This window comes from Nostocoides sp. F2B08 (assembly GCF_009184895.1).
GTDB lineage: Bacteria > Actinomycetota > Actinomycetes > Actinomycetales > Dermatophilaceae > F2B08.
The window spans coordinates 131,816-146,012 of record NZ_WESE01000005.1 but is presented as its reverse complement, the minus strand read 5'-3'; the positions used below and the strand labels follow the sequence as shown (position 1 = coordinate 146,012).

Annotated in this window: 10 protein-coding genes; 2 read left to right on the top strand and 8 right to left on the bottom strand. The window is 70.1% G+C overall.

All coding sequences use genetic code 11. From position 1 onward, the window contains the following. Window positions 1-4 precede the first annotated feature (4 nt). Window positions 5-1,573, top strand: a complete 1,569-nt coding sequence (locus GA707_RS13235) for a TRAP transporter substrate-binding protein (RefSeq protein ID WP_193315332.1) — start codon at window positions 5-7, stop codon at window positions 1,571-1,573. Here GA707_RS13235 and GA707_RS13230 read toward each other — a convergent pair. The 5 genes from GA707_RS13230 to GA707_RS13210 all read right to left on the bottom strand — a co-directional run bounded on the left by GA707_RS13230 (window position 1,540) and on the right by GA707_RS13210 (window position 10,481). Next, entirely contained in the window at window positions 1,540-3,105 is a 1,566-nt protein-coding gene (locus GA707_RS13230) for an ATP-binding protein (protein WP_152178913.1), read from the bottom strand. The two genes, GA707_RS13235 and GA707_RS13230, sit on opposite strands and share 34 nt — an antisense overlap. A gap of 77 nt (window positions 3,106-3,182) precedes the next feature. Further along, complete coding sequence (locus GA707_RS13225; protein WP_226963783.1) at window positions 3,183-5,327, bottom strand: NADPH-dependent 2,4-dienoyl-CoA reductase; 2,145 nt, start codon at window positions 5,325-5,327, stop codon at window positions 3,183-3,185. 74 nt (window positions 5,328-5,401) lie between these two features. After that, window positions 5,402-5,935 (bottom strand): DUF1992 domain-containing protein, encoded by a 534-nt coding sequence (locus tag GA707_RS13220; RefSeq protein WP_152178912.1) that lies wholly within the window; start codon window positions 5,933-5,935, stop codon window positions 5,402-5,404. Window positions 5,936-5,962: 27 nt separating this feature from the next. Continuing rightward, on the bottom strand, window positions 5,963-8,413 hold the full coding sequence (locus GA707_RS13215; protein ID WP_226963782.1) for a phosphoketolase: 2,451 nt from the start codon (window positions 8,411-8,413) through the stop codon (window positions 5,963-5,965). A gap of 61 nt (window positions 8,414-8,474) precedes the next feature. Further along, on the bottom strand, window positions 8,475-10,481 hold the full coding sequence (locus GA707_RS13210) for an LTA synthase family protein (RefSeq protein WP_152178910.1): 2,007 nt from the start codon (window positions 10,479-10,481) through the stop codon (window positions 8,475-8,477). A gap of 116 nt (window positions 10,482-10,597) precedes the next feature. On the opposite strand from GA707_RS13210, the gene GA707_RS13205 reads away from it, so the two are divergent. After that, a complete protein-coding gene (locus GA707_RS13205) occupies window positions 10,598-11,476 on the top strand; it encodes a PhzF family phenazine biosynthesis protein (RefSeq protein WP_152178909.1) in 879 nt (292 codons plus the stop codon). A gap of 15 nt (window positions 11,477-11,491) precedes the next feature. On the opposite strand, the gene GA707_RS13200 is transcribed toward GA707_RS13205, so the two are convergent. The 3 genes from GA707_RS13200 to GA707_RS13190 are packed head-to-tail and all read right to left on the bottom strand — an operon-like array spanning window position 11,492 to window position 14,195. Next, window positions 11,492-12,304, bottom strand: coding sequence for an SGNH/GDSL hydrolase family protein (locus GA707_RS13200; RefSeq protein ID WP_152178908.1), 813 nt, complete (start codon window positions 12,302-12,304; stop codon window positions 11,492-11,494). A gap of 59 nt (window positions 12,305-12,363) precedes the next feature. Then, on the bottom strand, window positions 12,364-13,818 hold the full coding sequence (locus tag GA707_RS13195) for a bifunctional ADP-dependent NAD(P)H-hydrate dehydratase/NAD(P)H-hydrate epimerase (RefSeq protein WP_152178907.1): 1,455 nt from the start codon (window positions 13,816-13,818) through the stop codon (window positions 12,364-12,366). After that, a complete protein-coding gene (locus tag GA707_RS13190) occupies window positions 13,815-14,195 on the bottom strand; it encodes a holo-ACP synthase (RefSeq protein ID WP_152178906.1) in 381 nt (126 codons plus the stop codon). The genes GA707_RS13195 and GA707_RS13190 overlap by 4 nt, the downstream gene beginning before the upstream one ends. Between the last annotated feature and the right edge of the window lie 2 nt (window positions 14,196-14,197).

The window sequence follows — 14,197 nt, the reverse complement described above, 5'->3', positions numbered from 1 at the left end:
CGTCATGACTCGACGGCTCGCGGCCCTCGTCGTCACGTCCGCCGTCCTCGCTGCGACGGGATGCGTGGCAACGGAGGGCCCGACTCCCGACAAGGCGGGAGGGACGACCCGGATCCTCACCCTGGCGTCGATCGACGCTGTTGGCGGCAACGGGATGTCCTACGGGCCGCAGGAGTTCATCGACGGCCTCGAAAGAGAGTCGGGCGGCCGACTCACCGCCGAAGTCGATCTCACGACGTTCGGCGGCAACGAGGCGGACACGGAGATGCGTCTCGTGGAGGCGATCGCGGAGGGGCGGGTGGATGGCGGGTGGCCGTCCACCCGCGCCTTCGCGGGCGCGGGCATCACCGGGCTCGAGGTCGTCGAGGCACCCCTGACCATCACGTCCTACTCGGCGGCTGCGGAGCTCGTCGAGTCACCGACTGCCGATGCGCTTCTCACCCGCCTCGACGGCACCGGAGTGGTCGGCCTCGGACTCGCCGTCGGGCCGCTGAGACGCCCTATGGCCGCCGACGCTCCCCTGCTCGAGCCGGACGACTGGAGTGGACTCGCGATCAGGTCGTACGCCTCCCCGGTCCAGGACGCCACCATCCGTGCTCTGGGAGCCACGCCCGTGCATGTGACCTACACGTGGCCGGAGGAGGTCAGGGCAGGCCGCCTGCACGGCCTCGAGTTCGACGTCGCCCAGTACCGCCTCAACGGGATGACCACCGAGGCCGGGCGGATCACGGGCAACGTGGTGCTGTGGCCGAAGGTGCTCGTCCTCAGCCTGTCCGAGCAGACGTGGGAGGCACTGACCGACGAACAGCGTGGATGGGTGGAGGCCGCGGCCGAACACGCTGTGACCGCATCGGTCGAAGGCCGCTACGACGAGGACCGGGTCGTCCAGGAGCTGTGCCGCGCAGGAGCGACTGTCCACATCGCCGGCGATGAGCAGCTCGATGCCTTGGCAGACGCGGTCGCCCCGGTTCTGGCGAGTCTGTCCACCGATCCACTTCTCGCCGACCTGCAACGCATCGGCGCGAATCACGATCCCGACATCCTGGACGCCGCACGGTGCCGCCCGAAGGTGACGTACTCCAAGGTCGCCCCATCCGAGCTCACTGTGCCCGACACGCCGTCGAGCCTCCCCGATGGCACCTATCGCGTGGAGATCGACATCGAGGACATCCGGGCGTCCGGCCTCGGCCCGCCGGCGTACAGCTCCACCGGGATCTGGACCTTGACGGTGTCCGGCACGGAGTACGCGATCGACTGTGCGCCCCTGCGGAACCCGACCGGCATCGACTGCGCCCACGCCGAGGAGCTGCCGGACGACTTCGACTACAACCCCCGCGAGGTGGGAGTGATCACCGGCGACGACGACGTCGCATACTTTCACCACGACAAGGCGACCGAGGCCGGCCTCACCGACTGCGACCCACAGATCGCGGGAGGTCCGCTCAGTTGTTTCCCGTCCAGCACCAACCGGGTGTCCTGGTCCCTCGACGGAGATGAGCTGACCTTCTCCGACCTCGTGGCCGACGAACCCGCTCTCTACTACATCGTTGAGCCCTGGCGTCGTATCGGCTGAGCAACGGGAAGGCCGGCGTGCAGAACCGTGCCTTCCCCCGGAACACTGCTGAGCTCCCACGTGCCGCCCAGGGCGTCGACCCTCTCCCGCAGCCCTGTCAGGCCGCCACCGGCGGGGTCCGCTCCGCCGACACCGTCATCGGACACGATCAGCGTCAACCCCGCTCCGTCGTGCCGAAGACGGACGTCGACGCCGGTGGCCGCCGCGTGCTTCGTGACGTTCGTGAGCGCCTCCGCGCAGAGGTAGTACACCGCAGCTTCGACCTCCGCCGGAGCGGCCACGTCACCCTCCACCACGAACTTGCCCGTCGGCGCCTGCGCCTTGACCAGGCCGGCGAGAGCGTCTACCAGTCGGCCCCCACCGAGCTCGTGTGGCGGGACGCCCCGGAGGATGGACCCGATCTCGTCCCGGGCCCGACGCAGCTCATCTCTCGCTGCGCTCAGCGACAGCTCCTCGTCAATCGAGCGACTCTGTTCCCCGAGGCAGGCCAGGGCGCGGTCGAGCTCCGGGATCACCTCGTCGGCGAGGCGGCCGGCCAGCCTTGCGCGCTCCGCGTCACCGGCCAACAGGAGCCGACGGCGAGCGCCTCTGAGCACGACGAGGTTGCGCTCGTGCTCGAGTGAGGCATGGATCGACCGGGTCGCGACGGTCAACGCGTTCTCGAGGGGACGTCGGACGGTCTCCTCACGCGCCAGCGGGGACGACGTGGTGAGCCAGACCCTCATCGGGCCGAATGCCCCAGCCAACGTGACCCCGCCAAGCCGGGGTGGGGAGTCGTCCGGCCCGGATGTTCCAAGATGCAGCGACGGGTCACCCAGGGCCTCGGCGAGCATTCTCTCCATCAGCTCTAGGCGGGCTGCGGATCCCGCGTCCCGGGATCTTTCGGCGATGGCATGAACGACGTCTGCGGGAATCATCGACAGGAGCCGACCAGCGAGCAGATGGAGCGTCGACGTGGCGACCAGGCCGACCTGCCAGGCCACGAGGACCGTTCGTGGGTCGATTCGCGGCCCGCTCGCGTTGACGACGGAAACGCCCATCAGCCCGGCACCCAGGACGACCCCGGACAGCAGGGAGAACCATCTGGCCGGCAACCGCGCCGGGTGACCGACGAACGCACCGACAACCCCGGCCAGGATCAGCGCAGATCCGGCGGACAGCTGTCCGCCCACCCCGAGCGCCACGACCACGGCGATCGGGAGCAACACCCACCGGACCGGGCCGCCGGGCCGCCCGAGAGGGAACCAGCCGATCGCGAGCACGAGGAGGCCCTGATGCATCGTCGGGACCGGGACGACCGAGGCGAGAAGCCAGGCTGCACCGACCGACCACATCAGGACGCGCTGGCGAGCCGCAACCGGGGAGAGCAGCCCCAGTGCGCCGACGGAGATCCCGACGAGCACATCAAGCGCGACACCCGCGCCGGACATGCCCCGGCCGAGCCCTTGGACTCCTGCGGCGACAGCCAGCAGCCCCATTGCCAGCCCGCACGCGGGCAGCACCCATGCAGACGACACCGACCTCTCGGTCATGGTCGACCGTACCGCGCAAGCCATCGCCGCAGGCTGACGGCGCGAGGCCCACCCCGCGCCCACGACAGCCGCCGCACTCAGAAGCGCGCGGCGAGCTCCGTTCCCTGCCGGATGGCGCGCTTGGCGTCCAGCTCGGCGGCGACATCGGCGCCGCCGATGACGTGCGCCCGCACGCCCTGGGCGGCGAGCTCGTCCGCGAGTGACCGCACCGACTCCTGACCCGCGCACAGGACGACCGTGTCGACGGGCAGGACGACCTGCTCGACCTTCTGGACCTCCTGCGGGACCTTGGTGATCGAGCGCGGCAGCACCTGGCGAACCGGTCCAGGCAACCGCGACGTCACCTTCTGCAGGCCACGGGGCGTGCCCCGCCGCATCGTCGTCACGGTGAGGTGCAGCCCGTCGTCGTCGATCCGGTCGTAGGCCGCGCCGGTCACCAGGTGCACGCCCTTGGCCTTCAGGGCCGCGCGGTGCACCCAGCCGGTCGTCTTCCCCAGCCCACGACCGATCGAGCTCGTCTTGCGCTGGATCAGGTAGACCTCGCGCGGTGACGGCTCCGGCGCCGGCGTGCGCAGTCCGCCGCGGCTCTCGGCCGGGTCGCCGACGCCCCACTCCTCCTGCCAGGCGTCCAGGTCGAGGGTGGGGCTGTCGAGGTGGGTGAGGAACTCGCTCACGTCGACGCCGATTCCGCCGGCCCCGACCACGGCGACCCGGTCGCCCGCGCGGCGCTCACCCCGAACGAGCTCGGCATAGGTCATCACGCTCGGATGGTCGATCCCCTCGATCTGCGGTATGCGCGGCTCGACCCCCGTCGCGACGACCACCTCGTCGAAGGCGCCGGAGCGGATCGACTCGGCCGACGCGTACGTCCGCAGGTGCACCTTGACGCCGAGTCGGTCCAGTTGGCCCTGGAAGTAGCGGACCGTCTCGGCGAACTCCTCCTTGCCGGGGATGCGCATGGCGATGCCGAACTGGCCGCCGATCTCCTCCCCCGCCTCGAACAGCTCGACGGTGTGGCCGCGCTCGGCGAGCGCGGTCGCGCAGGCGAGGCCGGCCGGGCCGGCGCCGACGACGGCGACCTTCTTGGCGCGGGTCACCGGGGTGAGGACGAGCCGCGTCTCGTAGCCGGCGCGCGGGTTGACCAGGCAGGACGCCCGCTGCTGCTGGAACGTGTGGTCGAGGCAGGCCTGGTTGCAGGCGATGCACGTGTTGATCTCGTCCCCGGCGTCGCGTTCGGCCTTGCGCACCCAGTCGGGGTCGGCGAGCAGCGGCCGCGCCATCGAGACGAGGTCGCCGTCGCCGCGGGAGAGGATGTCCTCGGCGATCTCGGGCATGTTGATCCGGTTCGTCGCGACGACCGGGATGGAGACGTCCTTCTTCAGCCGGCCCGCGAACGCGACGAACGCAGCGCGCGGAACCGACGTGACGATCGTCGGGACGCGCGCCTCGTGCCACCCGATGCCGAGGTTGAGCATGGTCGCACCGGCGGTCTCGATCTCGCGGGCGAGGTCGACGACCTCGTCCCACGTCTGGCCGTCCTCGACGAGGTCGAGCACCGAGATGCGATAGACGATGATGAAGTCCGGACCGACCGCCTCCCTGACCGTGCGCACGGTCTCGACGGCGAAGCGACGGCGGTTCTGCGGACTGCCACCCCAGTGGTCGGTGCGCTTGTTGGTGCGCGGGGCGAGGAACTGGTTGATGAGGTAGCCCTCGGAGCCCATGATCTCGACGCCGTCGTAGCCCGCCTCACGCGCGAGGCGCGCGGTCTTGGCGAACCCGTCGATCGTGCGCCGGATCCCGCGCTCCGAGAGCGCCCGCGGCCGGAACGGCGTGATCGGCGCCTTGATCGCGGAGGCGGAGACCGAGAGCGGGTGGTAGGAGTAGCGCCCGGCGTGCAGGATCTGCAGGGCGATCTTGCCGCCCTCGGCATGGACGGCGTCGGTGACCTCACGGTGCCGCTCCACCTCACGGCGGGAGGTGAGCTTGGACGCGCGGGGGTAGAGCGTGCCCTCGAGGGTCGGGGCGAACCCGCCGGTGATGATCAGACCCACTCCCCCGCGGGCCCGCTCGGCATAGAAGGCCGCGAGCTCGGGGAACTGCTCGGCCTTGTCCTCCATCCCGGTGTGCATCGAGCCCATGACGACCCGGTTGCGCAGCGTCGTGAAGCCGAGGTCGAGAGGGCTGAGGAGGTACGGGTAGGCCGTGGTGCTGTCGCTCACCTGTGCAGACTAGGCGTCTGCGGCGCGGGTTCGGAGGGGGACGGAGTATGCGGTTCGCCACGTCCGCGCTCACCTCACCGCGCGCGGGGCCACCACCGCAACCACCACTTCGAGGTATGCGTCGCTCGCCCCGCCCTGCCGGGTCTCCCGGGCGCATGGTCGGCCGGGTCGCGCGCGGCCCCGGGGCGCACCGCCGCCCGCTGCTCGCGCAGGACGCGCCATTCGTCGACGATGGCCTCCACGTCGACCGTCGGTGCGATCAGCTGGGGCATACCCGGGTCCGGTGGCCGGAGCCGGTCGCGGCGGACCCTGCGGTTGAAGTCCTCGAGGACCTCGCGGACGGCAGCCTCGGTGCGCAGGTCCTGGAGCGACCGCGGGAAGGCCGCGGCTTCCTTGCGCAGCGCGATCGCCGGTGGCAGCGCCGCCGAGAAGTCAAGGTGCTCCCGCTCGGCGAGTCGGCGGACCCACCACAGGGCGTCGTCCGGGTCGCCGAGGTTCGTCAGCGGCTTGCCCGCGCCGGGCAGGTCGTCGAACTCGCCGCGCTCCATCGCCTCGCGGATCGCCCGGTCCGCCGGCGACTCGTACCGGGGCCGGTCGGAGTCGGTCATGGCGTCGAGTGCCTATCCGACACGGTGCTACTCGTTGTCGCCGCCGGTGTCCGACCCTGGGGCACCGGACCCCTGCGTGTTGTCGCCCTCCTGGAAGACCCACTCGGCGACCTCCGGCATGTCCTCGCCATGCGTCCGGGTCCACTGTCGAGCCCGGACCCGGGTGTCGAGCATCTCCTGACGCAGGAGCGAGGCCCGCTCGGCAAGACCGGGAACCCGGTCGATGACGTCTACCACCAGGTGATAGCGGTCGAGGTCGTTGAGCATGAGCATGTCGAACGGGGTCGTCGTCGTGCCCTCCTCCTTGAAGCCGCGCACGTGGATGTTGGCGTGGTTGGTGCGGCGGTAGGTGAGCCGGTGCACGAGCGAGGGATAGCCGTGGAAGGCGAAGATCACCGGGCGGTCGGTGGTGAACAGCGCGTCGAAGTCGCGATGGTCGAGACCGTGCGGATGCTCCTTCGCGTCCTGGAGCCGCATGAGGTCGACGACGTTGACCACGCGCACTCGCAGGTCGGGGAGGTGCTCGCGGAGCAGCTTGGCCGCCGCGACCGCCTCGATCGTGGGGATGTCTCCCGCACAGCCCAGCACGACGTCGGGCTTCTCGCCGGGAACCTCCGAGCCGGCCCACTCCCAGATGCCGATGCCGCGCGTGCAGTGGAGCACCGCCTCGTCCATGGTCAGCCACTGCGGTCCCGGCTGCTTGCCGGCCACGACCACGTTGACGTAGTTCGTGCTGCGCAGCACGTGGTCGACGGTCGACAGGAGCGTGTTGGTGTCCGGCGGAAGGTAGATACGGATGACGTCCGCGGTCTTGTTCATGACGACGTCGAGGAAGCCGGGGTCCTGGTGCGAGAACCCGTTGTGGTCCTGACGCCAGACGTGTGAGGAGAGCAGGTAGTTGAGCGACGGGATGGGGACCCGCCAGGGAATGTCACGGCAGGCGTCCAGCCACTTCGCGTGCTGGTTGAACATGGAGTCGACGATGTGCACGAAGGCTTCGTAGCTGTTGAGCAGCCCGTGCCGTCCGGTGAGCAGGTATCCCTCCAGCCACCCCTGGCACTGGTGCTCGGAGAGCACCTCCATGACCCGACCCGTCCGGGAGAGGTCGACGTCGGTGTCGACGATCTGCGCCTGCCAGGACTTGCCGCCGGTCTCGACGGCGGCGCCGAGCCGGTTGGAGTGCGTCTCGTCCGGCCCGAAGATGCGGAACGTCTCCCGGTTGCGGTCGACGACGTCGGCGAGCCAGTCGCCGAGCCGACGCGTCGGCTCGGCGGTCGCGCCTCCGGGAGCCGGGACCTCGACGCAGTAGTCACGGAAGTCCGGCAGGTCCAGGTCTCGGGTGAAGACGCCGCCGTTGGCGTGTGGGTTGGCGCTCATCCGCCGGAGGCCGTGAGGATTGTTGGCCGCCACGAGGGGCACGATCCTGCCGTTCTCGTCGAAGAGCTCCTCCGGCCGGTAGCCGCGCATCCAGCTCTCCAGGAGCCTCGTGTACTCCTCGTTGCCACGGACCGCTGCCATCGGGACTTGGTGACTGCGCCAGGTGCCCTCGACCGGGAGGCCGTCCACCTCCTCGGGACCGGTCCAGCCCTTCGGCGTGCGGAAGACGATCATCGGCCAGCGCGGTCGGCCGTCGAGACCCCCGTCGCGGGCCCGGGCCCGGATCGACGCGATCTCCTCGAGGACCTCGTCGAGAAGTGCCGCAAAGCGCTGATGGGTATGCGCGGGGTCCTCGTCGTCGAAGCCACCTTCGAAGACGTAGGGCTTGTGGCCGTAGCCGACCATGAGCGCCTCGAGCTCCTCACGGGGGATGCGATCGAGGACGGTCGGGTTGGCGATCTTGTAGCCGTTGAGGTGCAGGATCGGCAGAACGGTGCCGTCGACGCGAGGGTCGAGGAACTTGTTGCTGTGCCATGCCGTGGCAAGCGGCCCGGTCTCGGCCTCCCCGTCGCCGATCACCGCGACGGCGACGAGCTCGGGATTGTCGAACACCGCGCCGTAGGCGTGGGACAGCACGTAGCCGAGCTCGCCGCCCTCGTGGATCGATCCGGGGGTCTCAGGAGCCACGTGGCTGGGGATGCCACCGGGGAAGGAGAACTGCCGGAACAGCTCCCGCATGCCGCGGCGGTCCGGTCCGACGTGACCGTACACCTCGGAGTAGGTGCCCTCCAGCCAGGCCGCAGCGACGAGCGAGGGACCACCGTGCCCCGGCCCGCTCAGGTAGATCATGTCGAGATCGCGCTCACGGATCTGGCGGTTGAGATGGGCATAGAGGAAGTTCTGCCCGGGCGAGGTGCCCCAGTGGCCCAGCAGGCGGGGCTTGACGTCCTCCGTCGCCAGCGGGCGCTCGAGCAGCGGGTTGTCCATGAGATAGATCTGGCCCACCGCCAGGTAGTTCGCGGCGCGCCACCAGGCGTCGATGGCCGCCACGTCGTCCTCGGTGAGGGGGGCGGGAGTGGACTCCGACTGAACAGAGGGCATACCCATACCCTCTCGACACCTCGGCTGCCTCGCAAGGGCACCGTGCCGTGGTGGGGAGCGCTCAGCGATCGAGGACCGTCGCGTAGTAGTCCCTGTCGAGGATCATCGTCGAGAAGTAGAACTGGCGGTCGATCTCCTCGGATACGCGCCTCCGGTAGTCCTCCGGCACCTCGACACCCTCGGCGGGCGTGAACTCACGTGTCGCGCTGTCGTAGCGTCCCTTGTCCGTGAGGAAGCTGCGGTTGGCGAAGATCACCACCGGCTCGGCGTCGGAGAAGATGTCCCTGCCCATGAGCAGTCGCGAGTCGAACTCCAGTCCCATGAGGTTGGAGACTGTCGGGAGGATGTCCAGGCTGGACGCCGGCCGGTCGATGACGGCGGGCTCCATCCCCTTGGCATAGATGATCAGGCTGCTCTTGTAGAGCTCGAAGGTGCGGTCCACCTCGTGTCCGGCGAGGTCGTCGATCTCGTCTATGTCGAGTCCGTACGGGTAGTGATCGGCACTCATGACGATGAGGGTCCGGTCGGCGACGCCGGCCTCCTCGAGTCTGCGCATGAGTAGCTCCAACGCCCGGTCCAGCTCGATCTGGGTCGCCAGGTACGCTCGGCCGGCCTCCGTGTAGGGGAGACCCTCGACGAGGTCCCGGTTCTTCGCCGCGATGTAGTTGCCGAAGAAGTTGTACTGCATGTGGCCGCTGACGGTCATGTAGTACGCGTGGAACGGCTCGTCACCGACATAGTCGGCGGTGGTCACGTCGATCATGTCGAGATCCGAGGAGGGCCACGTCTCGGGGATCTCGAGGCCGTTGCCGAGTCCCTTGTACTCGTAGCCGAGGTTGGGGTGCGACAGGTCCCGCCGGTAGTAGTCGTAGGTGTGGTTGTGGTACGCGAACGTCGTGTAGCCGTCCTGTCGGAGCTGGTTGCCCATGGCGAACGGCATGGCGTTGGCGGCGGACTTGTACATGCTCCAGACACCACTCTTGGGGATCACGCTCGTCGTGGCGACGTACTCTCCGTCCGAGGTGCTCACGCCCCAGAGTGGGTTGTAGAAGTCGGTGAAGGTGAACCCCTCATGCGTCATCTCGTACAGCGTCGGCGTGAGCTCCCGGTCGACGGCGTAGTGGGAATAGCCCTCAGCGGTGATGAAGACGAGGTTGTAGCCCTCGAACATGCCGGTGTGCTCGTTCTGCGCCGTCGCCTCGCGCGTGGCGAAGTACTGGTGCATGGTCCGCAGCTCGTCACTGTCCGCCTCTGCGATGAGGCGCTCGAAGTCGATGTCCATGACGTTGTCCGCGTAGACCACCGGTTCCTCCCCGGGGCTCTCGGCCGGTCGGGTCGGAGAGGGTTGCGCCGGAAGCACCATCACGGGGGGCGGAGCCAGCTCGGGCTCGAACCCGAGGACGGTGCGCTGCACGTCGAGTCTCATGCTGGTGAGTAGGCCCAGCCGGTTCACCGAGGCGACCGGCTCGCTGGTGCGGTAGTACAGGTCGTAGGCGCCGGCCGGCTCCCGGTCTCCCCGGTCCAGGGCCGTCAAGGCAACGGCCGAGACGGCCACGACCAGGATGGCGACGATCCCACTCTCTCCCAAGGTCGCTCGACGTCGGCCCGCGCTGAGCCTGCTGCGCAGGACGAGGAAGAGGATGAACGGCAGAGAGAGGAGGAGGATCCGGAGAACGTTGTCCCGGAGCGCGACGATGACGTCACCCGCGAACTCGGCCGCCTGGCCCCCGTGCATCGCCGAGAAGACCGTGTAGAAGGTCGTGAAGAACTCGTAGTAGATGAACTGGCTGGCGAAGACAACGGTCAGGACCGCCAGGAACACACCCACGACGATCGTGCGCGTCCGGCCGGCGAACAGGCCGGCCACGAGATGCACCAGCAGAGCGACGGCGACGGCGAACAGCACGATGTAGAGCAGTCCGTCGTTGGCGAACGGCGCATCGGTCCCGATCCGGAGCAGCACCTCCAGGTAGATGATCGACGCGGCGAGGAAGGCGGGCAGGGCGAGACGCCGCGGGCGCTTCGCCGCCTCCCGCGCCTCTCGCCGTGTAGATGGTGCGTCGTTCACTCAGGCTCCGTGACCACGATGCGCTCGAACCGTCCGTCTGCTGGTCGGGGCACCGGCTCGGGTCAGGATAACCGCCCCCTGGCGCGGGCACCGTCGGTGCCGAAGAGTGTGGAGTCATGACGACGCCCCCTCGGATCGAGCGCTACGCGGCGTTCAGCGACGATCCCGCCGGCGGCAACCCGGCCGGAGTGGTCCTGGACGCCGCTTCGTTGGGCGCCGTCGACATGCAGCGGATCGCCGCGCAGGTCGGCTACAGCGAGACGGCCTTCGTGACCGGCCCCATCGTCCCACCCGACCCTCATGACGAAACGTCGTCGATCCCGATCCGCTTCTTCGCCCCGGAGGGAGAGGTCGACTTCTGCGGCCACGCGACGATTGCGACGGCCGTGTCCATCGGCGAGCACCACGGGCTCGGCGACTACGTGCTGGGCACTCGCGTCGGGCCGGTCCCCATCACGGCACGGCGCGAGGGATCGCGCACCGTCGGGGCTCTGCACAGCCCTCCCGTGGACTGCTTGCCCCTGGAGAACGACCTCCTGACCCGGATACTCGAGGCGCTCCGCTGGTCACGAAGTGACCTCGATCCCGCCCTGCCACCGGCCGTCGGGTTCGGCGGGAACCGGCATCCCGTCCTCGTCGCCCGCGAGCTCGACCGGCTCCAGGAACTGGACTACGACTTCGGCGCCCTGCAGAGTCTCAGCCGACGACACGACTGGATCACGGTGCAGCTCGTCGCTTCCATCGGATCCGGCCAGTGGCGGGCCAGGGACCCGTTCCCGTGGGGTGGTGTGGTCGAGGACCCGGCCACCGGTGCGGCGGCCGCCGCCTTCGCCGGGTACCTCCGCGCACACGCGGGCGCCATAGCCGGCGACAGGCTCGTCATCACCCAGGGCGTCGAGATGGGACGACCCAGCCGGATCGAGGTCGAGCTCACCGAGGGCGCGGCGATCGTCAGTGGCGCCGCAGTGCGTATCGACACACCCGACGAACAGTGAAACCGGGGCTGTGGCTTATCGGAGGTCGCGAGGGTTGACCGAGGACGTCACCGCCGCCGCGTAGGCCCGGTAGCCCGACAGGTTCGGGTGGAACAGGCCGGGGTCGGTCAGCCCGAGGATCCACGGCCGCGGGGCGTTGACCCCGTGACCGTCGAAGCGCTTCGTCACGTCGACGAACTGGAAGCCGTACTCGGCGGCCTTGTCGGCCATGACGGCGTTGAGCAGGTCGGCGCCGTCGTTCATCGCCTGCTGCTCCGCCGGGGACGCCTGGAAATACGCGCCGAACTCCGGCGAGAACAGCCGCGGGTATCCGGTCACGACGACGTGAGCATCCGGCGCGGCTGCGGCGATGCCTGCGTAGGTGGCGTCGAGCAGCCCGGGGAGGACGGTCTGGATCGTCTGCCGTGTCTGTGCGATCAGACCGGCGCAGAGCGCGTCGTTGTCGAAGGCGACGCAGGCGCCGACGACCTGTCCCCAGCCGATGTCGTTGCCGCCGATCGACACGGTGACGAGGTCGGTGTCCTCGTCGAGCGCACCGAGTTGGTTCTCGATGAGATCGACCGTCCTCGCACCCGCGCACGCGGCGAAGTCGTCGAGGTCGATCCGCATCCGTCCGTCGATCTGCACGGCGTACGCCGCGTCCGAGCGGGCACAGTTCGCGCCGCTGTACGGCGGAACCCCGAACCCGCTGCCGTAGGAGTCACCGAGCGCGTCGTGGACGACCGGCTCGGGCGGTGCCGCGGACGCGGGTGTCGACGCGAGCCCACCCGCACCGAGGAGAGCGAACGAGGAGAGGACGGACCACACTGTCCGGGACGCGAGACGCATGAACGGCACCCTACCCGGGAGTACAGCCCTCCCGGCCGGACTGCGTCGACCGACTCCGCTCAGCGGCGCAGCAGGCCGGCGACCGCCTCGGGGAGCGCCTCGGCGATCCCGAGCGCCCGCACCGGGCCACCCGGGTTGCTGTCGTCGGACGCGATGCCGTGGACGAGCGCACCGAGGGCGCCGGCAACACCGGGCTCGAGCCCCGCCGCCAGCAGCGTGCCGACCAGTCCCGACAGCACATCGCCGGCCCCGGCCGTCCCCGTCCACGCGGGAGCGTCCGCCTGGCTCCACACCGCGCCGTCCCCATCCGAGGACAGGACGATCGTGTGCGAGCCCTTGAGCAGCACCGTCGCACCCGAGCGCCGGGCCAGCTCCCCGGCGTGTGCGACCGGGTCCGCCTCCACCTCCGCGCGCTCGACCCCGAGGAGCCGCGCACACTCGCCCGCGTGCGGGGTGAGCAGCGTGGGGCGTCCGCGACGCATACCGAGGTCCGTCCCGAGGAGCAGGTCCAGCCCGCCGGCGTCGACGAGGACGGGCTCCTGGGAGGCCAGCGCCTCCTCGATGACCCTGCGCTGCTGCGGGTCGAGCCGGTCGGCGCCGTTCTCATCCGTCGCGACGAGCCCCGGTCCGACGACCCATGCCTGCACCCGCCCCTGTCCGTGCACGGCCTCCGGCACGGCCGACGCGACGAGGTCGGCCGGACGGGACGGTCCGACGTAGCGGACCATGCCTGCGCCGGCCGCGACCGCCGCGGTCACCGCGAGCACAGCAGCGCCGGGGAAGTCCTGCGACCCGGCCACGACTCCGACGACGCCACGCGAGTACTTGTCGTCGGTGGGTCCCGGGACCGGCCACAGGTCCGACACGTCGTCCCGCACGAGACGACGTACTGCGGGCGGAGTGTCGATCTCGAGCCCGATGTCGACGACGGTCAACCGGCCGCACCGGGCCTCGGTGGCCGGCATCAGATGCACCGGTTTGAGCACGGAGAACGTCACGGTCTCGTCGGCGAAGACCCCGTCGGGGTCACCGGACCGGCCGGCGGGGTCGGCCCCGGTCGGCAGGTCCACCGCCATGACGTACGCCTCGTCCGCGACCGCGGCCACCCAGGCCCGCGCGAAGTCCGGCACCTCAGGACGCCCGCCGATGCCCAGCACACCGTCGAGCACGAGGTCCGCGTCGGCCACCATCGCGGCAGCCTCGACGCCGGAGGCGAGCACCACGCCCGCCTCGACCGCCGCCTCGCGCGCGCCCGTGTGCACCCGCTCCGTCGTCACCGCCGCGACGGGGTGGCCGTCCGCCGCGAGGTGCGCCAGCGCATACAGCGCGTCGGCCCCGTTGTTGCCGGTGCCGATCAGCCCGACGACCCGGCGGGCACCTCGCTCCTCGATCCGCGCCCGGGTCACGGCGATCAGCCCCTCGACGGCGCGCGCCATCAGCCCACCTTCGGGGAGGGTGGCCATCAGGGCGGTCTCGGCCGCATACACCTCCTGCGTCCCCCATGCCTCGATCACGGTGAGCCCTCCTCCACGGGTGCGGGCAGTCGCTCGCACACGACCATCGCCGAGGCCACGCCTGCGTCGTGCGACAGGGACAGGTGGATCGCGGAGATCCCGCGCGCCGCGACCTGGGCGGCGACCGTGCCGACATACTCGAGCACCGGCGCACCACCCTCGGTGCGGTGCACGGTGCAGTCGGTCCACACCATCCCCACCGGCGCGCCGAGTGCCTTGGCCAGGGCCTCCTTGGCGGCGAAGCGCGCCGCTCGCGAGGCGAGCGGCAGGGCGCGCTCGGCCTCGGTGAACAGCCGCTCCGAAAGGCGGGGGCTGCGCTCGAGCGTCTCGCCGAACCGGGCGATGTCGACCACGTCGATGCCGACGCCGACGATCATGG